The sequence below is a fragment of the Actinomycetota bacterium genome, from assembly GCA_004297305.1.
Taxonomy (GTDB): Bacteria; Actinomycetota; Actinomycetes; order S36-B12; family FW305-bin1; genus FW305-bin1.
The window spans coordinates 174,599-195,283 of the sequence record SCTR01000010.1 but is presented as its reverse complement, the minus strand read 5'-3'; the positions used below and the strand labels follow the sequence as shown (position 1 = coordinate 195,283).

The window sequence follows — 20,685 nt, the reverse complement described above, 5'->3', positions numbered from 1 at the left end:
GGTTGGTCGGTACGTCGCCGGCTTGCTGCCGGTCATGTGGCGGCTGGTCGCTTCGAGGCTGCTCATGTGGCGGCCGGCTCGTTGCGGAGGTGGGCAACGGGTCGGAGCCCGGGCCGAGCGGTGGCCACGCGACAGCGGCGACGTCGTTCGCCGGATGCGCGTCCTGCTCGGTCATCGCCCGATGGTCGCAGAGGTACCGCTCGCGCGCCGGAGGCGACACGGCAGCGCCGGCCGCCCGGCCGTTGTCGGTGCGAGGTGCTGTCATCAGCGGCGCCGGCGACAGGCGCCGGTCCTACGGGTGGAGGCCCGACGATGACCCTGCTGCTCGACCGGTCGGCCCCGGCGCCGCCGGCGGCGATCCGGCTCGATGCCGCCCAGCGACGCGTCGTCGCCCATCGGCACGGGCCGTTGCTGGTGCTCGCCGGCCCCGGGACCGGGAAGACCACCACGTTGGTCGAGGCCATCGCCGCTCGACTGGCCCGTAGCCCATCCGACGGCACCCCAGCCGATGGCCACCCATCCAACGGCGGGCCCGACCGAAACAAGGCTGACGACCGCCCGTCCGGCGGGAACCCATCCGACGGAAGCGGGTCTGATCCTGACTGGCTCGCTTCGGGCCGGACCGACGCGGCGCGACTCGAGCCAGACCAGGTGCTCGCGCTGACCTTCGGCCGTCGAGCGGCCGCCGAGCTTCGCGATCGCGTCATCGCCCGGGTCGGCGGTGGGCTCGTGCCGACCGTGACCACGTTCCACTCGTTCTGTTACGCCCTCGTGCAGCAGTGGTCGGACCCGGCATCGCTGAGTGGCCCGCCGCGATTGCTGTCCGGACCGGAACAGGAATGGCGAGTCCGCGATCTGCTGGCGGGTTCGGCCGGTGCCCAGTGGCCGGCGAGCCTGCGCGCCGGGCTGGGCACCCAGGGTTTCGCCGAGCAGGTTCGTGACCTGCTGTCCCGGCTGCGATCTGCCGGGCTCGACCCCGCCGACCTGGCTGCGGCCGCTGCAGCCAGCGGTGTCGCGGAGTGGGAGCAGCTGGCCTGCTTCGCCGAGGAGTACCTCGACGTGCTGGACGCCGAAGGCGTCGTCGACTACGCCGAACTCGTCCACCGCGCGGTCCTGCTGGCCGAACGTCCCGACGTGCAGGAGGCGTTGCACCGGCAGTTCCGGGCGGTGTACGTCGATGAGTTCCAGGACACCGATCCCGCCCAGGTGCGGCTGCTGCGCGCCCTGGTCGGCCCGACCGCGAGCCTGGTGGTCGTCGGTGACCCGGACCAGGCGATCTATTCCTTCCGCGGGGCCGCTGTCCGCGGCCTGTTGCAGTTTCCCGCCGAGTTCGCCGGCCCGGGCGGCGTGCCGGCCGGAGTCGAGGTGCTGGATCGCACCCGGCGGTTCGGTCCGGTGATCGCCGCGGCCGCGCGCGCTGTCCTCGGCGATCAGGTCCCGGCCGGCCTGCCTGCGGCTCACCTGCGTCGCCACCGGGCGGCGCGCTGCGAACCCGGCGTCGTACCGGGCCGCGTCGATGTGCTGACGTTCGACGACCCCGCAGCGCAGGCAGCCCACATCGCCGACCTCGTCCGGCGGGCGCACCTCGACGACGCAGATCCGGTGCGGTGGGCCGACATCGCCGTGCTGGTGCGCTCCGGGACGCGACAGTTGCCAAGCCTGCGGCGTGCCCTCGTCGCCGCCGGAGTGCCGGTTGAGGTCGCCGGCGACGAGCTGCCCTTGGCGGCCGACCCGGCGGTTGGCGTCCTGCTGCGGGCGTTGGATGTCGCTGCCGCACTAGCTGTTGCGGGCGAGCGCGACGTCGACCAGGTCCTTCCGGTGGACGTCGCGCGCGACCTGCTGGTGTCGCCGCTGGGCGGTGCGGATCCGTCTGACCTGCGACGGCTCGGGCGGGCCCTGCGCCGCCACCACGACGATCGGCTGCCTCGCAGCGATGACGACCCTCTGGTGCCGGCGCCGTCGGCGGCGGTGTTGCTGCGCGACGCTGTCCTGCATTCCGACCGGCTCGCCGCGGTCGACCTGCCGTACGGCGCTGCGCGCGCGGGAGCCGCCGTACGCCGGGTCGGCCGGCTGCTGGCCGCGGCCGCTGCGCGGGTGGCCGAGCACGCCTCACCCGAGGAGGTGCTGTGGACGTTGTGGTCGGGGACGGGTTGGCCCCGCCGGCTCGAACGCGCCGCGCTGGCCGGCGGACCCGCAGGTCGCCGGGCCGACCGTGATCTGGATGCGGTGTGCGCGCTCATGGACGCCGCGGCGCGCGCGCAGCTGCGCTGCGGCGTCAGCGGCGTGCAGGCCTTCGCCGCTGAGCTGGCCCAGCAGGCGATTCCCGCCGACGCGTTGGCCGAACGACCGGTGCGTGGGGACGCGGTGCGGCTGCTCACCGCCCACCGGGCGAAAGGCTTGCAGTGGCGTTGGGTCATCGTCGCCGGAGTCCAGGAGGGCACCTGGCCGGACCTGCGCCGCCGCTCGACGCTGGTGCGCGGCGAGGAGTTGCTGCCGGTGATGGCGGGCGCCGGCGACGGGGCACCGGACACGCCCGGCGGCCCGGCGGGTCGCTCGCCGGTCGGCCCCACGCGGTCGGAACTGCTCGCCGAGGAACGCCGACTGCTGTACGTCGCCTGCACGCGGGCCCGGGAACGGTTGGTGGTCACCGCGGTACGCGGCGGTGGCGGCACGCCCGACGTCCCCTCGCGGTTCCTCGACGACCTCGGCGTCCCGGTGCGCCACGTGTCCGGCCGACCGACCCGGCCGTTGTCGACCGCGGGACTGGTCGCTGCGTTGCGGGCCAGGGCGGAGGATCCGGCGACGTCAGCCGGCCTCCGTGCGGCAGCCGTGCGGAGGCTGGCGGTGCTCGCCGGGCTTCGCGATCGCAGCGGCAAACCGCTGGTGCCGGCAGCGAACCCGGATCGCTGGTGGGGCGTCGCCAGGCGCACCGAAGGCGCGGCGCCGGTGCGTCCGGCGGACGCGCCGGTAACGCTGTCCGCGTCCGCGTTGACGGCGTTGGAACGCTGCCCCCTGCAGTGGTTCCTCAGCCGTGAGGTCGGTGCCGACGGCGTCGGAGGGCCGGCCGCAGGCGTCGGTGCCCTCGTCCATGTGCTCGCGGACGCCGTGGCCCGCGGCGAACTGCCGGATGATCTCGACGGTCTGCGGGGCATCCTCGATTCGGTCTGGCCAGCAGTCGGTTTCGGGGTGCCGTACGAATCGCAGCGGCAGCGGGAACTGGCCGACGCGGTGCTGGAACGCCTCCTGGCCTACCACCGGCGTGGCGGCCAGGTCCTGGTCGGATCGGAGGTGCCGTTCGACGTCGTCCTCGGTGTGCCGGCGCCCGACGGGTCGACCGTTCCCGTCCGGCTGCGGGGCACCTTCGACCGGGTGGAGATCGACGCCGCCGGCGCGGTCCACGTGGTCGACCTGAAGACGTCGGCGACCAAGCCGACGGCGCGTGACCTCACCGAGCATCGCCAACTCGGTGCCTATCAAGCGGCGGTCGCCGCCGGCGCCGTACCGGATGCGGGCACGGTCTCCGGGGGAGCGGAGCTGGTCATGCTCGGCGTCGGTGTCCGAGGCGACGACAGCGCGCCGGTCGTGCTCGGGCAGGTCCCACCGGGCACGGCCGCTGCCGAGGAGCCCGGACCAACGTGGGTCGACCTGGCTCTGGGACGGGCAGCTGCGGCAGTGCGAGACGAGCAGTACCCGGCGCGACCAGGCCCGGCATGTCAGACCTGTCGGGTGAAATCGGCGTGTCCAGCTGATTCGAGGGGAGCGCGGCCATGGTGATCACTCCGGGTCGATTGCGCGACCTCATCGGCGTACCGCTGTCCGACGACCAGCTTGAGGCTGCCACCGCACCACTCGCGCCCGGCGTGATCGTGGCTGGCGCCGGGACCGGCAAGACGACGGTGATGGCCGCCCGGGTGATGTGGCTCGTGTTGACCGGTCAGGTGGCGCCGGAGGCTGTGCTCGGTCTCACCTTCACGACCAAGGCCGCTGCCGAACTGCATGGCCGGGTCCGGGACCTGTTGCGGCGCAATGCGCAACGGGCTGAGCTGCCCCGCGCCGAGGTCGAGCCGACCGTCACGACGTACCACGCGTTCGCCGACCGGCTCGTCGCCGAACACGGGCTTCGGCTGGGCCTGGAGCCGTCGGCGCGGCTGCTCACCGACGGTGCCCGCCACCAAGTCGCGTACCGCGTGCTGTGCCGGACGGGCCGGCCACTGCGCTCCTGGCACACCCGTCCCGTGCATCTGGTCGGTCAGTTGCTTGCTCTTGACGACGCCCTCACCGAGCACGCCGTCGCCCCGGAGGACCTCATCGCCGAGGACGAGGCGCTGGTTGCCCTCGTCGCCGACGACGGTCGGCCGCAACGGATCGCCGTCGACATGGCCGCCACCGCGCGACGGCGGATCGAACTCGCCGAACTGGTCGTCGAGTTCCGCGAAGCCAAGGCGGCCGCCGGAGTGCTGGACTTCGCCGACCAGCTGCGGCTGGCGACGATGCTCGCGCGGCGCTGCCCGGAGGTTGTCGCGGACTGTCGATCCCGGGCCGCTGTCGTGCTGCTCGACGAGTATCAGGACACCTCGGTGACGCAGCGCCTGTTGCTGCAACACCTGTTCGGCGGTGGGCATCCGGTGACTGCCGTGGGCGACCCGTGTCAGGCGATCTATGCCTGGCGCGGCGCCAGTGTGCACAACATCGACACCTTCGCCGAGCACTTCCCGGGTTCGTCGGCGGTGGGCCAGCCACGGCCCACCCGTCGGTTCTCGTTGCGGGACAACCGGCGATCCGCGTCCGCCGTGATCGACGTCGCTAACCGCGTCGCTGCCCCGTTGCGGTCGTATCACGCTGGTGTCCGCGCGCTGCTCGGCGGTGCAGGCAAGGGCGGGGGCGAGCTGCGATACGGGCTGTTCGACACCCATGCCGCGGAACTGGACTGGATCGCCGGCCAGGTCGTGGACCTGCAGCAGAGTGGGCGGGGCTGGTCGGACATCGCGATCCTCTGCCGGGCCGCCAGCGAGTTTCCCGCCCTCGCCGCAGCATTGGCCGCGCGCGACGTACCGGTCGAGGTGGTCGGCTGGGCCGGTCTGTTGCAACTGCCGGACGTCGCTGACGTCGTCAGCGTGCTGCAGATCCTGCACGACCCGACCGCCAACGCCGCGCTCGTCCGGTTGCTCACCGGTCCCCGCTGGGCGATCGGTCCGCGTGACTTGGCCGCGCTCGGTCGCCGTGCCCGCGCTCTTGCCGGTCCGACCGTCGGCGGGCGCCGCCCGGGTCGGGATCGTGTGAGCGGCGACCATCTCGCCGAGGACGCAGCAGGCTCGGATCCGGTGGCAGCGCAGGGATCTGACCCGGGGCGCGACGGCTTGTCGGCGGCGCTGCGCCGGGTCGTCGAGGGATCTGACGCCGCCGATGCGGTGGCGCTCGCCGACGCGCTGGACGACCTCGGCGACGAGCCGGTGTCGTCGGCGGCGCGGCAGCGGTTCTCCGCGTTGGCCGCCGAACTGCGTGAACTGCGCCGGTACGTCGGTGAACCGTTGGGAGATCTCGTCCACCGGGTCGTCGCGGTCACCGGGCTCGACGTGGAACTCGCCGCGGCTATCGGGGACAGCGCCGGTCAGCGCCAGGCGGCCGTGGCGGCGCTGGTCGAGCTGGCCGCCGAGTACCGCGATGTGGACGGCCGCGCCGGTCTGGGTGGATTCCTGGCGTGGATCGCCGACCTGGATCGGTTCGATGTCGCCGTCGGGGTCCCGCAGCCGCCTCGCATCGACGCGGTCCAGGTGCTTACCGTCCATCGGGCGAAGGGACTGGAGTTTCCCGTCGTCGTCCTGCCGTCCCTGTGCCGCAAGGTGTTCCCGTCCGACCGCAGCCAGGACCGCTGGCCGACCTCGCCGGTGGCCCTGCCGTACGCCGTACGCCACGAGCCAGCGCCGCAGGCTCTGGCGGCCTTCCCGGGTCCGGACGGCCCACGCCGCGTCGACCATCAGCAGTTCGCGACCGACAGCGCGCAACTGGAACTGCTCGACGAGACCCGGCTGGCGTACGTCGCGGTCACCCGAGCGGAGGAGGTGCTGGTCGCCAGCGGTCACTGGTGGGGTCCCACCCAGTCGACGCCCCGGGGACCCAGCCCCTTCCTGGAGCAGATCCGGGCCGTCGCTGACGTCCTCGGACAGCCGCCCGGTCCGTGGGCACCGGCGCCGGGTCCCGACGGTCGCAACCCCGCGGTCGACGCGGACCGTGTCGTGGCCTGGCCCGTGCCACTCGACGTCGCCCGTGCGGCGCCTCGGCGCGCTCTCGCCGAGGCGGTGGCCGCGCAGCTCGATACAGCTCACGGCGACACCGACTGGCTGCCGGACCCCGCCGAGCAGTTGGGTTTGAACGCCGCGGACCGGGGCGTTCTGGCCGAGTGGGACGCCGACGTACGGACCCTCCTGACCGAACTCCGGCGAGATGAGGGCGGTGACCGCGTCGTCCACTTGCCCGCGGCCCTCACGGCCACGCAGCTGCAGCAGCTGGCCCGCGACCCGACCGGTCTTGCCCGGGCCCTGGTCCGGCCGATGCCGCGACCGCCGGCCGCGCGCGCCGTGCAGGGGACCCGGCTCCATGCGTGGATCGAGACCCAGTACGGCCAACGACCGCTGCTCGATCCTGCGGAACTGCCCGGTGCTGCAGACGACGGCATCGACAGCGACATCGATCTTCGTGACCTGCAGGAAGCCTTCCTGGACACCGACTATGCGGCGCGGACCCCGGTCGCCATCGAGGAGCCCTTCGCCGTCCTGCTCGGCGGACGGGTGGTTCGCGGCCGCATCGACGCGGTGTTCCATACCCCGGGCGGCGGTTGGGAGGTCGTCGACTGGAAAACCGGACGAGCCGCCTCAGCCGATCCGCTCCAGCTGGCGATCTACCGGTTGGCCTGGGCCGAGCGCGTCGGCGTCGAACCCGACCAAGTGGAGGCGACGTTCCTGCACCTGCGGACCCGCACCACGTCGACGCCGGCCGGACTGCCGGGTCGAGCGGAGTTGACGGCACTGCTCACCGGCACCGGGTCCGCCGACCAGAGCGGCTCCGTCGACGGCGCGGCGGGGACGGCGGCGTGAGTCGGTGGACCGCGTGTTCCCTTACAGCGCGGCGGATACGGCGGTCGCCTTAACGTCGTTGAGGACGTCGACGAGTGCATCGATGTCGGCGCCGCTGAACAGCGCTTCCCGGTCAGGCCGGTGCGTGGTCGGTGAAAGGAGCTTCATAGATGCGGGCGACATCCGTCGCCAGGAGCCGATCCAGTCGATGCAATGGCTGAGCTTGTGACTCCGATATCTGGCCGCCGCTACAATGTAGTCATGGGTAGTGGGTTGCCGAGGTCGATCCGTTTCGAGGAGGCGGTCGGCACGCGGCTCTCGGCGTACGTCGCGCGGCACCCCGGATCATCCGGATCGTCGGTGGCGAATCGCTTCGTCGATGAGGGCCTTCGCATGGACGAGCATCCGGGCGTCCTGTTCCGCGACGGCCGCAGCGGCCGCCGGGCAGTTCTTCTGGGCGGTCCCGATGTGCGCGAGGTGATCCGCGCGGTCAAGTCCTCCCGTGCGGCTGAACCGCAGTTGGATGCCGCCGGCATCGTCGCCCTCGTAGCGTCGAACACCGGTGTGCCGGCGCGACTGGTCGACACCGCGGTGCGCTACTGGTCGTCGTACCCGCACGAGATCGACGCCTGGATCGCCGATGTCGACCAGCTTGAGGCAGACGCACTCGCCGCGTGGGAGCGTCAGCAGCATCTCCTGGCCCAGTGACCGGGACACGGCGAGCCCGGCTGCTGCTTGACGAGATGCTCAGCGGCACCATCGCCGCCCGGCTCCGCGATCACAACCTCGACGTGACGGCCGTCGTCGAAGAGCCTGCCCTCCTCTCGACCCCGGACGAGGATCTGCTCGCCTTCGCAACTGACCAGCGCCGCGTCCTCGTCACCATCAACATCGCTGACTTCGCCCCCATCGCCAACGATTGGCGACGTGTCGGACGCACCCACCACGGCCTCGTCTACGTTGCCAATCGGACTTTCCCCCAAGATCGATCCTTCGTCGGGGCCATCACCAACGCACTCGTTTCCCTCTGTGCATCCGGTGCAGCTCCACGACCCGGTACTGAGGTGTTCCTGGCCCGCCTAGATGGCCGAACCGGGCGCGGCGCAGTCAAGGATTGAACGGCGGGAGCGACTTTTGCGTGAACGACCCGATCGCCCGTACCTTCATTCAGCACTGAACTCGTACGAGATCAAGGGCGGCAGTGGTCGGTCACCTGCCGCGCCTTCCAGCGCGGGCTGCGAAGTCGTCTAGGGCAGTGAGGATCTCGGTCGCCTGCCACATTCGGTTGCGCTTGAAGCCGGTGAACTCGGTGAGTATGCCGCCTTCGACGAGTGGCCTGATCGCACGTTGGACGTTCTGCGGCGCGAGATCGAGCTCGGCGGCGACGGCGGATGCATCGACCACTGGCTGATGTACGAGGAGGTCGGCAAGGCGCCAGGCAGCCGCACCCCGGCGTGCCTTGATCTTGGTACTCCAGCTCGCGCGGGTGGATCGCAGTTCGTTCACCAGCTGTCGGCCATTGATGATGGCGGCGAGTGAGGCGTCGGCCAGCTTGGCGACGATGGCGGTGGGGTTGCCGTCCCGGTAGGCAGTGAGGGCCTGGAAGTAGCCGCTGGTGTCCGTGAGCAGACCGGCTGAGACCGGCACGGTGACGTTGCGGGTCAGCCCGTGGCCGCGAAGCATCGCATGGATCAGCGCCCGTCCCGTTCGGCCGTTGCCGTCCGGGAACGGGTGGATGGTCTCGAACTGGGCGTGCGCGATCGCGACCTGCACGAGCAGCGGCAGGTCGACGCGTTGAGTGAAACGGACCAGATCATCGATCAGGGCGGCCACGTGCTCATGGTGCGGCGGAACGAATGAGGCCGTGTGTGGGCCGATGGAGGTGCCGCCGATCCAGACCTGCTCAGTACGCCACTGCCCTGTCATGCCGGGCTGTACGTCGCCGAGCAGCGCCGCGTGCATGGCGATGATCGCCGCGCCGTCCAACCTGTCGGCAAGATCAAGCGCCGCCCGCATGGCGGCCACGTTGCCCACGATCTCGGTGGCATTCCGCTTGTCTCTGCTACCCAGTTCGGCCAGCGCGATCGACTTCGCTCCGGAGGTCAGGTTCTCGATCATGGATGACGATGCGGACTCCGAACGCAGCAGTACGGCCGAGAACGGTGCAACCTCCGCGCCCACCTCGGCGTCGAATCGCGCGATCTCGGTGCTTGCCTCGTCGGCAGCGGCGAGCAGCTCACCCGGCAAGGTCGGTGTCAGGTCGGCGATGCGGGGCACGACAGCGGCGCGATACGGCCCCGTATGACGTCGGCGGACGGCCGCCGAGATCAGGTCGGGCGCGATTCGGGGCGTCCACGGCCGATCTTCCCAATCGATAGACGGCCACGCTGCTTCTGATGCCACCTCGCGATCGTACTATCAGATAGCAGATAACTGATACTAAGCAAGCCGGCTATGCCCACTTACGTTGGGCATCCCGTCATGCCCACCGACCTCCCAACCGCACCACGTCGTCGCTGCCGGTCACCCCAGGCCCTCGCGGGTGACCCTGCCAGTACTAGTCAACGCGGGGTACTGGCTTGCCGGCCCTCTCCGTCGCACGGTGAACGCACCAACCAAAGGTGGCGGTCTGTCGCGGGATCCGTTGCGCGAGGCGGCCCGTCGCGTGAGCACTGCGCCGGCCGCGACGAGCGAACCCACAGCGGACGTAGGAGAGACGGAGTCCTGATGCACCTTCACCTCGATGACAAGGTCGTGATCGTCACCGGTGGTACCAGCGGTATCGGCCTGGCGGCCGTTCGCGAACTGACCGCCGAAGGTGCCCATGTCGTCGCCGTGGCTCGCCGCCCTCCCGAGGAGGGCGTACTGCCTGACGGTGCCGCCTTCGTTGCGTCCGACCTCACCGACCCGGCAGCCGCCGGCACCACGGTTGCATGGGCAACCGAACGCTACGGTCGCGTCGACGGCCTGGTGAACAACGCCGCGCTCTTCGATACCAGGGACTCCTTCGCCGACCTCGACGACGAGCTGTGGCGGATGACGTTCGAGGTCAATCTGTTGGCCGTCGCCCGACTGACCCGTGCCGTCCTGCCTGCCATGCGGGCGGGCGGCGGCAGCATCGTGCATGTCGGCAGCGAGGCGGGGCGGGCGCCCGACCCGACCATGGCCGCCTACGCGGCCTCGAAAGCCGCGCTCCTGTCCTTGTCGAAGGCCGTTGCGGTCGAGTTCTCGCCGGCGGGTATCCGCTCCAACGTCGTCTCGCCGGGACCGACCCGCACCGCGTTGTTCGATGCACCAGGGGGTTTCGCCGATCAACTGGCGGCGCGGTACGGCGGCGAACCCGGCGCCGCGGTGGACAAGTTCATCCGCGAAGAACGCCGCCTGCCGACCGGCCGTATCGGTGAGCCCGAGGACGTCGCGGGGCTGATCGCCTATCTGCTGTCGCCGCGCGCCTCGCAGGTCACCGGCGCCGAGTGGTCGGTCGACGGCGGTGCCCTGCGCCAGATCTGAATCAGGTCCGGTCGTACGGCCAGCCGGCGGCTCAACTCGTCGTGAGCAAACGCAGCGCAGCGTACGAGGCACTTCCCGGCTCGGCGGTGTGGGCGAGAATGCGCTGGCCGCTGCCCTCGGGTAGCTGAAGTACCTCGTAGTCCAGTCGCAGTTCGCCTACCGTGGGATGCCGCAGCCGTTTGGTCCCGCTGGTGCACAACCGCACGTCATGTCCGGCCCACAGCGTGGCGAACTCCGGGCTGCGCACCTGCAGTTCGCTGACCAATTCGGCCGAGCGCCGGTCGTCGGCGAACTGTGCTGAGATGTACCGCAGCGATGCAACCGCCAGGGCGGCCTCGTCGTTCCAGTCGAGGTACAGATCCCGCGTGCGCTTGTCCAGAAACAGCATCCGCAGCTGATTCGGCCGCTCTGCTCCGGCATTGGGCGCCTCGTAGTCCAGGTGGCCGGCCAGCAGTACCTGTCCGGCACGGTTCCACGCGAGGATGTCGTGGAAGCGGCCCAGCAACACTGCGGGCACGTGTCCCATAGCCTGCAGCAGTTGTGCCGCGCCCGGTTTCGCCTCCTCCTGCGCGACGTTGCGGCGCCGCTGCTTTCGGGCGGGGTGGGCAAGGACGCCCAGATGCGTCCGCTCGTCGGCGTCGAGCTGCAGAGCGAGCGCGAGCGCATCGATGACAGCGTCGGACGCGTTCTGCGACTGACCCTGTTCAAGGCGCGTCAGGTACGTCACCGACACGCCGGCGAGCTGGGCCAGCTCCTCCCGGCGGAGGCCAGGAACCCGGCGCCGTCCGTGACTGCGGACGCCGGCATCCTGGGGAGTGAGCCGGTCGCGGCGGGATCGGAGGAATTCGCCCAGCTCGGTCACCGGACGTTGTGCATCGGGTGTTCGCAACTGCGCCCCCCTCCAGACGGTTCGTACCCGCAGGCGCTCGCGGCCGCTGCCGGCACCGGTCGACCTACTGTGCCACCGGCCAGGTCAGCTCCGGTGCAGTTCCGGCTCGGCCACGGCCCGGCGCCGGACGCCGACCAGCCCGCGCATCCATTCCCGCGCCGGTTCTTCGACGTACCGCCACATCAGCCAGGCGATCAGCAGGGCGCCGGCGACGAGTGCCACCACGCCGACCGCGTACAACGCCCCGCCGGTGATGTGGACCGCGTTCATCCCGGCCCGCCACAGGCCGTACCAGACCAGGTGCGTCATGTAGAGCGAGTACGAGATGAAGCCGCCGAGCACGAGCGTTCGGGTGGACAGCCACCGCGAGACTCCGCGCCGCGACAGCGCGAGCGCGCCGATCCACAGTACGAGCAGCGGGACGACGAGCAGGTGCAGGTACGGCGGCAGCGGCTCGGCGTCCGGCGAGGTCGAGGTGATCGGCGCCTGCAGCGACGGGATCCGCGACAGCACCACGGCGCCGACGATCACCGCGACCGGCAGCGCTGCCGACAAGGTCGTGGCGAGCCGTTCCACCCGCGGGCGGGCGCGCCCGTCGACTGTCAGCCTGGCCACCACGAGGTAGGTGACGGCGCCGGCGGCGAACTCCGACAGGACGCGGATCGTCGAGCCCCAATGGTCGGTGTAGTACGGGTCGCTGCGGGTGAACGCGTAGCCGACCAGCGGGGCCATCGCCACCAGCCAGGCCAGCACGAGCACGCCGCGCGAGGCGCGCCGGTGCAGCTGCCACAGCACCAGCGCCAGCAGCGGAAAGAGGAGGTACGCCAACCATTCCATCGACAACGACCACGCGACGAAGTTCCAGCCACGCTGCGGTTCCGGCCCCCATTCCTGCAGCAGCAGCAGGTTCTTCAGGTAGTCCAACGGGTTCATCCAGTCGCGTTCCCGCGATTCGGACGAACTGACCACGGACTGGGCGATCACTGCCAGTCCGGCGACGTTGAGCATGACGAAATGCACCGGGTAGATGCGGGCCAGCCGCAGCCACCAGAAGCGGACGCTGGGCCCACCGGCCAGCCGCGGACCCAGTCGGGTCAGGTAGGTGTGGGTCAGGATGAACCCGGACAGTGCGAAGAACAGGTCGACGCCGAGGCGCCCGACGCGCAGCACGTCGGCCAGGACGGGGACCAGCAGGTTCAGCCGGTCCAGCGGCGCCTGCAGGTGATAGGCGAGGACCCAGGCCGCCGCGACGAACCGGACACCGGTGAGCTGGCGGATGAACTGCTCCATGGTGGGCTCATGCTCGCACGGGCCCGGCCGTAGGGTCGGCAGCGTGACCGCCGCGCCGGACGCCGACCGCGCCCTGCTCACCGATCTCACCCTGGCCCGTGGCACGGTCGATCGAGCGGCGGAGCGCCGTACCGACGACTCCTGGTTGACCGCCAGCTGGGCCGACCCGGCCACCCGGGTCCTGCTGGCCGACGGCGGTCGCGCCCCGGTGGTTACCGACTCCGGGCGTGTCGCCTTGGCGCTGGTGCCGACTCGGGGGATTCCGGCGTCGTACGAGCGCCACCTGCTCGGCGTGGACGCTGCGGGGACGGCGTACTGGTCGGCCCGCCCGACAGCGTCTGCCGTGCAAGCCCAGTCCGCTGCCGCCGCGTTGCCCGGCCCCGGGGCCGTCACGGGGACCGCGGGCGACATCGCGTCCGACGCCGCAGGGCTGGTGCCGGCAGACGCTCGGTGGGAGTCGCTGCGCAAGGTCGGATCGGCCCTGGACGACCGGGACGCGGGCCTGTTCGTCACCGCCGTGGCGTTGGACAACTGGCACGACGTGCACGTGCGGTGCCCCCGCTGCGGCGCTCCCACCGAGCCGGTGCACGCCGGCTGGGTACGCCGCTGCTCCGCGGACGGTTCCGATCACTTCCCGCGCACCGACCCCGCGGTGATCATGCTGACGATCGACGCCACCGACCGGGCCCTGCTGGGCCGGCGCGCGACCTTCCCCGGCGGGTTGTTCTCCACCCTCGCCGGGTTCGTGGAGCCGGGGGAGTCCGCGGAGGCGGCGGTCCGTCGCGAAGTGGCCGAGGAGGCCGGCGTCGCGGTCGGCGAGGTGGTCTACCTCGGCAGCCAGCCCTGGCCGTTCCCGTGCTCCCTGATGCTGGGCTACCACTGTGTCGTGGCTGACGGCGCGGATCCGGCATCGGCCCACGCGCGCGACGGGGAACTCGCCGAGGTCCGCTGGTTCAGTCGCGAGGAACTGGCAACCGCATGTGCCAGTGGCGATGTCGGCCTACCCCCGGCGCTGTCGATCGCCCGGCGCCTCATCGAACGCTGGTACGGCGGTCCGCTGCCGGTGATCCGCGGCTGGCGCTGAGCGCGGCCGGGCAACGCAACCGCCAGGCCGGCCCCTGCCGCCGCGGTCCGGCAGCGGCGCCGTCAAGCTCGCGCCGAGTCAGGCCAGCGCCGCGATCTTCGCCTGAACCTGGTCGAGGGACGGGTTGGTCAGCGCCGAGGAGTCGGGGAAGACGACCGTGGGCACGGTCTGGTTGCCGCCGTTGACCTTCTCGACGAAGCGGGCCGCGGCGGGGTCCTTCTCGATGTTGATCTCGCGATAGCCGATGCCGACCCGCGTCAACTGCGCCTTCAGCCGGTGGCAGTAGCCGCACCACGGCGTCGAGTACATGATCACCTGCATCGGACGGTGCCCTCCTCGGTTCGTCACATCGTCAACCATCCCGGCTGGGCTTTCCTTCCCCCACCGGGCGGTCCCGACACCCGCGGAGTGACCCGGGCGGGGCGTGTCCACCGGTCGCAACGGCGCGCGGCCGGCCGTCCGTGCCTCGTGCGAGCATCGGCGCGTGCCTGCCGAGCCCTCGCTGTCCGCCGGGCCCGGCGTGGCCGGCGGTCCGGATTCCGCCGAGGTCGTACTCGCCGGGCTCGACCCGGAGCAGCGCGCGGTGGCGACCGCGCTGCACGGTCCGGTGGTGGTGCTCGCCGGTGCCGGGACGGGCAAGACCCGGGCGATCACGCACCGGATCGCGTACGCCGTCCGCACCGGCGCCCACGACCCCCGCCGCAGCCTCGCGGTGACGTTCACCGCCCGGGCCGCCGGCGAGATGCGGGAACGGTTGCGCGCGCTCGGGGCGTCCGGCGTACAGGCCCGGACGTTCCACGCGGCCGCGCTTCGCCAGTTGCGGTACTTCTGGCCCCGCGCGGTGGGCGGCCCGTTCCCGGAGCTGATGGCGAGCAAAGCCCGGCTGGTAGCCGAGGCGGCCTCCCGGACCCGGGTCGCGACCGATCCGGCGACCGTGCGGGACCTGGCCGCCGAGATCGAATGGGCGAAGGTGAGCCAGTGCCTGCCGGAGGCCTACCCGGCCGCCGCCGGCCGCGCCGGGCGCGACGGTCCGGCGGGGGTGAGCCCGGAGCTGGTCGGGAGGGTCTACGCGACGTACGACGAACTCCGGTCGGCACGCGGCCGGCTGGACTTCGAGGACGTCCTGCTGCTGACCGTGGGAATCCTGCAGTCCCGGCCGGACATCGCCGACGAGGTCCGCGCGCAGTACCGGTGGTTCACCGTCGACGAGTACCAGGACGTCAACCCGTTGCAGCAGCGGCTGTTGGAGTTGTGGTGCGGCGAACACCCGGACGTGTGCGTGGTCGGCGACGCCGCGCAGACGATCTACACGTTCACCGGCGCGACCCCGGCGTACCTGCTGGACTTCCGGAGCCGGCACCCGGATGCGACGGAGGTCCGGCTGGTCCGGTCGTACCGTTGCTCGCCCCAGGTGGTCACGCTGGCCAACAAGGTCCTCGGCTCCGCCAGCGGTCCGACGGCCCGGCTGCGGTTGCAGTTGATCTCCCAGCAGCCCCCGGCGGCCGAGCCCACGGTCACCTCGTACGACGACGAGACCGCGGAGGCCGAGGGCGTCGCCAGCAGCGTCGCCGCCCTGGTGGCCGGCGGTACGGCGCCGCGTGACATCGCCGTGCTGTTTCGCGTCAACGCGCAGTCCGAGGTCTTCGAGGCCGCGCTGGCCGATGCCGGGGTGCCGTGCGTGGTCCGCGGCGCCGAGCGTTTCTTCGAGCGGCCGGAAGTGCGCGAGGCGGTCACCCGGATCCGCGGCCAGGCCCGCGCGACGCCGGCCGGTGGCGGTGGCGGTGTCGTCGAGGATGTCGTGGCCGTGCTGGCGGCCATGGGGTGGGATCCCGCGCCGCCCCGTGGGACCGGCGCGACCCGGGAACGATGGGAGTCGTTGGCTGCGCTGGTCACGCTGGCCGGCGACCTGGTCGCGGCCGGCACCGCCGACGACCTGCCCGGCCTGGTCGACGAACTGGACCGGCGGGCCGAGGTGCAGCACGCGCCGGTGCACGACGGCGTCACGCTGGCGTCGCTGCATTCGGCGAAAGGCCTGGAGTGGGAGGCGGTGTTCATCGTCGGCGCGGTCGAGGGGATGCTGCCGATCGTCCACGCCGACACCCCCGAGCGGGTCGAGGAGGAACGCCGGCTGTTCTACGTCGGCGTCACCCGCGCCCGGTCCGGCCTGCACGTGTCCTGGGCCCGGGCCCGGCAGCCCGGCGGCCGACAGGGCCGGCACCGCAGCCGCTTCCTCGACGACGCGCTCGGCGCCGAACCGATCCGCGGCGGTCACGGCGCGCTGGTCCGACCCGGTCGCGGGACGGCACGGGCCGAACGCCGGCGCCGCGGTCCGGCGCCGTGCCGCGTATGTGGCAAGGCGCTGGTCACCGGACAGGAGCGCGCGCTGGGCCGCTGCGTGACCTGCGAGTCGCCGTACGACGAGGACCTGCTCGCTCGGCTGAAGGACTGGCGGCTGCAGGAGGCGCGACGGCGGGCGGTGCCGGCGTACGTCGTGTTCACCGACGCGACCCTGCTGGCGGTCGCCGAGACGCGGCCGGCCGGTGCGGCCGACCTGGCCGCTATCACGGGGGTCGGGCCGGGCAAGCAGCAGCGGTACGGCGACTGCCTGCTGGCGCTCGTGGCCGGCGAGCCGGTGCCCGAACCGGCAGACCCGGATGCCGCCGGTTGACAGTCCAGGTCCAAGATGACGCGCATGTCAGCCACGCCGCCCCTGCGCTGGGGAATCCTCGGGACCGGTCAGATCGCCAAGAAGTTCGTCGCGGACCTGGCGTTCTTGCCTGAGGGCGAGGTGGTTGCGGTCGGTTCCCGATCAGCTGACACCGGGCAGGAGTTCGCGCGCCAGTTCGGCATCGCGCGGTCGTACGACAGTTACGAGGCGCTGGTCGCCGATCCCGATGTGGAGGCCGTGTACGTCGCCACGCCGCACCCGTGGCACCGCGACCATGCGCTGCTGGCCATCGCAGCCGGCAAAGCGCTGCTGATCGAGAAGCCGTTCACCCTCAACGCTTCCCAGGCGCAGGAGATTGTCGACGCCGCGCGGGTGGCGGGCACCTTCGTCATGGAGGCGATGTGGAGCCGGTTCCTGCCCCACATGGTGCGGTTGCGGCAGTTGCTGGCCGACGGCGCGATCGGCGACGTGCGTAACGTCACCGTCGAACACAGCATCGGTTTCGGGGTTTCCGCCGGGCATCGGATCCTGGACCTGGGTGTCGGCGGTGGTGCCCTGCTCGACCTCGGCATCTACACCGTGTCCTTCGCCTCGATGATTCTGGGCGAACCGACGTCGGTGACCGCGGTGTCGAACCTGGGCCCGACCGGGGTCGACTCGCAGACCGCCCTCGTGCTGACTCACACCGGTGGCCGGCTGTCCACCCTGTTGACGTCGCTGGAGGCCACCGGCGCCAACCGCGCTGCGGTCATGGGGACCGGCGGCCGGATCGAGTTGGATCCCTCGTTCAACCTCGCCGGTGGCCTCACCCTGGTGTCGCGCCAGCCGGATTCGGTGAAGGTCTTCCGCGACGGGGAAGTGTCCCGGTACGACGAGCCGCATGAAGGCGACGGCCTGCGCCACCAGGCCGGCGAGGTCGCCCGCTGCGTGCGGGCCGGCCTGACCGAGAGTCCGATCCTGCCGTTGGCGGAGACGGTGTCGATCTTGCGCACCACGGACGAGGCGAGGCGTCAGATCGGCCTGCGGTACCCGACGGAGTGACCGCCGGCGCGGTCGCCGGAACTCCGTCGCGGAAAAACTCCGTTGCGGATCGCGGCGGCGCGCAGGTACGGTCGCGGGCAGCGGGTCGACCTGTCACGCCCGCCCTGACGAGGAGCAGTCCGATGCGGAGCACCAATCAGCCAGTGGCCGTTGTGGCCGCCGCTGGCGTGCCCGCTGCCTCGTCCTCGTGGCGATACCGGCGTGGGCTGCATGACGCCGGCCCTGCCGTGCCTGCCCGGCGACCGCTGACCACCTCGATCGCGACGGCTCCGGTCGTCACCGCGCCCGTACGGACGCAGGCGACGACCGAGGCGATGGCGACCGAGGCCACCGCGGCCCAGGCCCTGGCCACCGAGGCGATCGCCTGGAAGGCGATGGCCACCAAGGCAATCGCGTCCAAGGCAATGGCCACCAAGGCAATGGCCACCAAGGCAATGACGATCGAGCTCGTGGGTCCCCGACTGGGGGCGCCTGTCTAGCGCATTGACGACAGCCGCCTCCAAGGCCGCGGACCCGTACGACGGGCCCCGCGGCCTTTGTGTTTGCCCGGGCCTGATTCCGACCACATCCGTTGCGACCCAGGATGATCGAGATGACGACACTGACCGTGACCCGACCCGGGACAGCCCGGGCACCAGGCCGCGTCGGCCGGACACCCCGTGTGCCGGACCGGGCACCCACGCCACCCGCACGGACTCCGGCACCGGCCCCGGGATCCGCACCGACTCCGGTACCGGTGTCCCTGCCGACTGCCGCGCCGGAGCGGACCCCGCTGACCGCGCCGGCGGTCGAGCAGTCCCGCCTGCCGGCGCCCGCCACGTCGACGGCCCTGTCGTTGACGGGTCTGCCGCTGACGGGTTTGCCCTGTCACCAGGGCGACCCGGACCTGTGGTTCTCCGAGGACGTCGACCAGATCGCGGCCGCGCAGCGGTTGTGTGAGGACTGCGCCTTCCGGAGCGCCTGCCTTGCCGGAGCCGTGGCGCGCGCCGAGCCCTGGGGCGTCTGGGGTGGCGAGCTGTTCGACGGCGGCACCATCGTGGCGCAGAAGCGGGCAAAGGGCCGTCCCCGCAAGGACGCCGTGGCGACCGAACAGGCGGCGCAGGCGGCGTTGCTGGCCCGGTTGACAGAACTCGGCCTGACCGAACTGCTCGACTCGCCTCGTGACGACGACGGGGCAGCAGCGTGACCGAGCTGCTCGACACACCCCGTAACGAGGACGGAGCAGCAGCGTGAGGTAGGCGATGCGGACTGCTCCGTCTGGGTTCGGTCGTCCGGTCGGCTGAATGCGGTCCAGTTCGTCACCGGTCGTAGCCGTGCGTCGGAGGCGATTTCCGGCTCGCCCGCGGCATGCTGGCGCGGGGTGGTGATGACGATGAACGTCATGGTGTGTGCGTCTTGCCGAGACCTGGTCGACATCGACGAGGAGCCGTGGCAGGCGTTGCGCTGGATGTTGTCAGTCGAGGACGGGGCAGTACGCCGCTACTGCCCAGCGTGCACTCGGATCGATCTGCACGCGGTGGAGACGGGTTTGGTCCGTCGCGGCTGACTGAAGTCCCGAAGGGCTGCGGGGCCCGGGGCACGGGGGTTGCGGGTCCGATGGCGCGATCGGCGGGGGGCCGATCCGCTGTCGGACCCGTTGCTATTGCCGGGCACGGCAGACCCAGTTGGTACTCCCGCTGCTTACGCCGGGTCGGTCGGCACGCCGTCGGTGGCCGTTGCGTCGGTGTCGGTGACCGCCGGTTCGGCAGTCACCGGTTGCCCCGGTTCGGCGGCGAAGCCCGGCACCCACCGCTGGAACTCGGCGAGGACCGGGACGTCGGCCTCCAGCTGGCACAGCACGCCGACGCCGCCCATCCAGACCCGGTGAATGAGCAGGTACGAAGGGGGCAGGTTGATCTTCAGCCCGATACTGAAATCGGGATTACGCGGATCGTTGATGCGGGCGAACTGTCCGCGCAGCCATTCGCGGGAGTAGCGGAAATGCTCGTGGCGCACCGGTTCGACGAATGGGTCGAGATAGGCCAGCAGGGCATCGGCGTCCACGTCGATACGTGGTTTGACGAAACCCTCCGCCCGTAGCCCCGCAAGCACGGTGCCGGCGTCGCCGGACAGCGCGATGGCCAGCAGTCGCCCGACCGACGGCGGCAGCCCGTCGGGCAGTTGCGCGACCGCCCCGAAGTCCAGTACGCCGAGCCGGCCGTCCGGCGTGATCCGGTAGTTGCCCGGGTGCGGGTCGGCGTGCAGCAGCCCGGCGCGGGCCGGACCGGACAGCAGGAAGCGCTGGTACAGCTGGCCGGCGTGGTCCCGCTCGGCCTGGCTGCCCTCGGCGATCAGCCGGGACAGCGGCCGTCCCTCGAGCCACTCCGAGACCAGGACGTACGGCGACGCCGCCAGCACGTGGGGTACGACGACGTCGGGGTCGCCCTCGTACGCCACGGCGAAGGCCCGCTGCGAGCGGGATTCCTTGAGGTAGTCCAACTCCTCGATGACCCGCTGCTTGAACTCCGCGAGAAGCGGTTTGATGTCCAGCCCGGGAACCCACGAGGCGAAGACTCGCCCCATGCGGGTGACCTGGTTGAGGTCCGCGGTCAGCGCCTTGTCGGCGCCGGGATACTGCACTTTCACGGCCACCTCGCGGCCGTCCCGCGCGACAGCCCGGTGAACCTGCCCGAGCGACGCCGACGCGGCCGGGACATCGTCGAACTCGGCGAACCGGTCACGCCAGCGCGGCCCGAGTTCCTGTCGCAGTACCTCGTGGACGGTCTGCGCCGACATGGGCGGGGCCGCGTCCTGCAGCTTGGTCAGGTGTTCCCGGTACGGGCCGGCGAGTTCCTCCGGCAGCGCGGCTTCGAACACGCTCAGGGCCTGGCCGAACTTCATCGCGCCGCCCTTGAGTTCACCGAGGACGCGGAACATCTGCTCGGCGGTCTTCTGCTGCAGCTCGGCGGTCACCGCCTCGGCCGGCGCGCCGACCACCCGCTTGCCGAAGCCGAGGGCCGCCCGGCCGGCCATGCCCAGCGGCAATGCCGCGATCTTCGCGCCGCGGGTCAGCGCGGTGCGGGGGAGGTCGGCCACGGGCCCATTGTCAGGTACGAGCCGCCCGGATGTGACCGGTCGTCCCGCCTCGGCCCCC

The 20,685-nt window shown here is 71.6% G+C and carries 16 protein-coding genes; 11 read left to right on the top strand and 5 right to left on the bottom strand.

Annotation, left to right across the window (positions count from 1 at the left end; translation table 11 throughout):
- The first annotated feature begins 312 nt into the window (after window positions 1-312).
- From EPO13_10695 to EPO13_10680, 4 genes are all read left to right on the top strand, one after another.
- On the top strand, window positions 313-3,774 hold the full coding sequence (locus tag EPO13_10695) for an ATP-dependent helicase (GenBank protein ID TAK68566.1): 3,462 nt from the start codon (window positions 313-315) through the stop codon (window positions 3,772-3,774).
- Window positions 3,768-7,091, top strand: coding sequence for an ATP-dependent helicase (locus EPO13_10690; GenBank protein TAK68565.1), 3,324 nt, complete (start codon window positions 3,768-3,770; stop codon window positions 7,089-7,091). The genes EPO13_10695 and EPO13_10690 overlap by 7 nt, the downstream gene beginning before the upstream one ends.
- 240 nt (window positions 7,092-7,331) lie before the next feature.
- Window positions 7,332-7,778, top strand: coding sequence for a hypothetical protein (locus EPO13_10685; GenBank protein TAK68564.1), 447 nt, complete (start codon window positions 7,332-7,334; stop codon window positions 7,776-7,778).
- Window positions 7,775-8,188, top strand: a complete 414-nt coding sequence (locus tag EPO13_10680; protein TAK68563.1) for a hypothetical protein — start codon at window positions 7,775-7,777, stop codon at window positions 8,186-8,188. Before EPO13_10685 ends, EPO13_10680 begins: the two co-directional genes overlap by 4 nt.
- Window positions 8,189-8,279: 91 nt before the next feature.
- Here the strand turns inward: EPO13_10680 and EPO13_10675 are convergent, their stop codons facing one another.
- A complete protein-coding gene (locus tag EPO13_10675) occupies window positions 8,280-9,473 on the bottom strand; it encodes a Fic family protein (protein TAK68562.1) in 1,194 nt (397 codons plus the stop codon).
- Between the two features lie 324 nt (window positions 9,474-9,797).
- Here EPO13_10675 and EPO13_10670 point away from each other — a divergent pair, with 324 nt between their 5' ends.
- Window positions 9,798-10,580, top strand: a complete 783-nt coding sequence (locus EPO13_10670; protein TAK68561.1) for an SDR family oxidoreductase — start codon at window positions 9,798-9,800, stop codon at window positions 10,578-10,580.
- A 31-nt stretch (window positions 10,581-10,611) separates the two neighbouring features.
- Here EPO13_10670 and EPO13_10665 read toward each other — a convergent pair whose 3' ends face one another.
- Together EPO13_10665 and EPO13_10660 are read right to left on the bottom strand one after the other, a co-directional pair.
- Window positions 10,612-11,469, bottom strand: a complete 858-nt coding sequence (locus tag EPO13_10665; GenBank protein TAK68560.1) for an XRE family transcriptional regulator — start codon at window positions 11,467-11,469, stop codon at window positions 10,612-10,614.
- Window positions 11,470-11,553: 84 nt separating this feature from the next.
- A complete protein-coding gene (locus EPO13_10660) occupies window positions 11,554-12,759 on the bottom strand; it encodes an acyltransferase (GenBank protein TAK68559.1) in 1,206 nt (401 codons plus the stop codon).
- Between EPO13_10660 and EPO13_10655 the strand changes: the two genes are divergently transcribed.
- The gene (locus EPO13_10655; GenBank protein ID TAK68558.1) at window positions 12,758-13,843 is read left to right on the top strand and encodes an NAD(+) diphosphatase; all 1,086 of its coding nucleotides are present in this window, start codon (window positions 12,758-12,760) and stop codon (window positions 13,841-13,843) included. The genes EPO13_10660 and EPO13_10655 overlap by 2 nt on opposite strands.
- Before the next feature lie 78 nt (window positions 13,844-13,921).
- Here EPO13_10655 and EPO13_10650 read toward each other — a convergent pair whose 3' ends face one another.
- Window positions 13,922-14,164, bottom strand: coding sequence for a mycoredoxin (locus EPO13_10650; GenBank protein ID TAK68557.1), 243 nt, complete (start codon window positions 14,162-14,164; stop codon window positions 13,922-13,924).
- Between the two features lie 181 nt (window positions 14,165-14,345).
- On the opposite strand from EPO13_10650, the gene EPO13_10645 reads away from it, so the two are divergent.
- The 5 genes from EPO13_10645 (at window position 14,346) to EPO13_10625 (ending at window position 19,098) form a co-directional block, all read left to right on the top strand.
- Complete coding sequence (locus EPO13_10645) at window positions 14,346-16,511, top strand: ATP-dependent DNA helicase UvrD2 (GenBank protein TAK68704.1); 2,166 nt, start codon at window positions 14,346-14,348, stop codon at window positions 16,509-16,511.
- A gap of 15 nt (window positions 16,512-16,526) precedes the next feature.
- Entirely contained in the window at window positions 16,527-17,552 is a 1,026-nt protein-coding gene (locus EPO13_10640; GenBank protein TAK68556.1) for a Gfo/Idh/MocA family oxidoreductase, read from the top strand.
- A gap of 122 nt (window positions 17,553-17,674) precedes the next feature.
- A complete protein-coding gene (locus tag EPO13_10635; protein ID TAK68555.1) occupies window positions 17,675-18,031 on the top strand; it encodes a hypothetical protein in 357 nt (118 codons plus the stop codon).
- 113 nt (window positions 18,032-18,144) lie between these two features.
- On the top strand, window positions 18,145-18,738 hold the full coding sequence (locus EPO13_10630; protein ID TAK68554.1) for a WhiB family transcriptional regulator: 594 nt from the start codon (window positions 18,145-18,147) through the stop codon (window positions 18,736-18,738).
- Window positions 18,739-18,912: 174 nt separating this feature from the next.
- Entirely contained in the window at window positions 18,913-19,098 is a 186-nt protein-coding gene (locus EPO13_10625) for a hypothetical protein (GenBank protein ID TAK68553.1), read from the top strand.
- Between the two features lie 134 nt (window positions 19,099-19,232).
- On the opposite strand, the gene EPO13_10620 is transcribed toward EPO13_10625, so the two are convergent.
- Entirely contained in the window at window positions 19,233-20,627 is a 1,395-nt protein-coding gene (locus EPO13_10620; protein ID TAK68552.1) for an AarF/ABC1/UbiB kinase family protein, read from the bottom strand.
- Between the last annotated feature and the right edge of the window lie 58 nt (window positions 20,628-20,685).

Coding starts and splice junctions, on each gene's coding strand:
- EPO13_10630 (TAK68554.1), top strand. CDS start 18,145: ATGACGACACTGACCGTGACCCGACCCGGGACAGCCCGGGCACCAGGC.
- EPO13_10655 (TAK68558.1), top strand. CDS start 12,758: ATGGTGGGCTCATGCTCGCACGGGCCCGGCCGTAGGGTCGGCAGCGTG.
- EPO13_10670 (TAK68561.1), top strand. CDS start 9,798: ATGCACCTTCACCTCGATGACAAGGTCGTGATCGTCACCGGTGGTACC.
- EPO13_10660 (TAK68559.1), bottom strand. CDS start 12,759: ATGGAGCAGTTCATCCGCCAGCTCACCGGTGTCCGGTTCGTCGCGGCG.
- EPO13_10650 (TAK68557.1), bottom strand. CDS start 14,164: ATGCAGGTGATCATGTACTCGACGCCGTGGTGCGGCTACTGCCACCGG.
- EPO13_10640 (TAK68556.1), top strand. CDS start 16,527: ATGACGCGCATGTCAGCCACGCCGCCCCTGCGCTGGGGAATCCTCGGG.
- EPO13_10635 (TAK68555.1), top strand. CDS start 17,675: ATGCGGAGCACCAATCAGCCAGTGGCCGTTGTGGCCGCCGCTGGCGTG.
- EPO13_10685 (TAK68564.1), top strand. CDS start 7,332: ATGGGTAGTGGGTTGCCGAGGTCGATCCGTTTCGAGGAGGCGGTCGGC.
- EPO13_10690 (TAK68565.1), top strand. CDS start 3,768: ATGGTGATCACTCCGGGTCGATTGCGCGACCTCATCGGCGTACCGCTG.
- EPO13_10695 (TAK68566.1), top strand. CDS start 313: ATGACCCTGCTGCTCGACCGGTCGGCCCCGGCGCCGCCGGCGGCGATC.